The sequence below is a fragment of the Photobacterium nomapromontoriensis genome (genome assembly GCF_050336815.1).
GTDB lineage: Bacteria > Pseudomonadota > Gammaproteobacteria > Enterobacterales > Vibrionaceae > Photobacterium > Photobacterium nomapromontoriensis.
Genome location: NZ_JAKJSL010000102.1, coordinates 1 through 824 on the forward strand (window position 1 = coordinate 1; position 824 = coordinate 824).

At 42.0% G+C, this 824-nt stretch carries 2 protein-coding genes; both read right to left on the bottom strand.

Features of this window, described 5'->3' with window-relative positions; all coding sequences use genetic code 11:
- The coding region (locus L4D12_RS25495; protein ID WP_428450588.1) for a hypothetical protein at positions 1-275 on the bottom strand (275 nt) is incomplete at its 3' end.
- On the bottom strand, positions 272-824 hold a 553-nt coding region (locus L4D12_RS25500; RefSeq protein WP_428450589.1), incomplete at its 5' end, for a hypothetical protein. The genes L4D12_RS25500 and L4D12_RS25495, both read right to left, overlap by 4 nt.

Sequence of the window (824 nt, forward strand, 5' to 3'; positions counted from 1 at the left end):
GCGTGCGTATTTTCCGAGTATGCTAACCCTGTGCCTTGATAGTGCTCAAGTTTAACCGCAGGAATGAAGACGTACATATCATCAAGCGGGACGCTATTCTCATCGTAGTAGACAACAGGTTGTGCCGCGTATGATTCTGGTACGGAGAGGTTGTCGCGCATAAATACGCCCGGGGTTGGGAAAAACACCAAAACGACATCGCTCATCATTGGAAAAATCGTGGTGTTGGGTTTGTCTGCCAATAACCCCGGTTGTTTATAAGCTTGCTGGATCATGATGAAAACTCCATTGGCATAAAGGTAATGCCTTTCACGCCAGCGGCTTCAAGGGCTAATTTTACCGTTTCGTTTACATAATAATCTTGTTTTATGGTCGATAGCGTGAAGCAATCATGTTTGAAGTTCGTTTCATTAAGTTTTTTTCGATCAATAAGTGGTTTATAAATCCATGAATAACCGCCAATCGAGTCACAAAAATCCTCAGCTTCAGATGCTACAGGATCAAGTAAGTCATAGTGTGCAATCGGATTGATGAATGCGTAATCAGTGTATTCTTGTTCATTTTTTACCACCACAGGTAAAAATTGAATGCCAGTAAAGCCATGCTCAAAGAACACTTGTTGTACCTTGGCACTGGCTAATTTTCCAAGTCCTATTTTGAGAAAATCGGACATACCCCGTTCTTCGTAACACTCACTAACCTTTAATGTGGATACTTTCTTGTGTAGCGAATAAGAGGGATGGTAAAAGTCCAGTTTCTGTGGCTCTAGCTCCCCAAAAGAACCTTCCCCATCCTCAAAGCTGCCAAAGAGTAAATAGTAATTC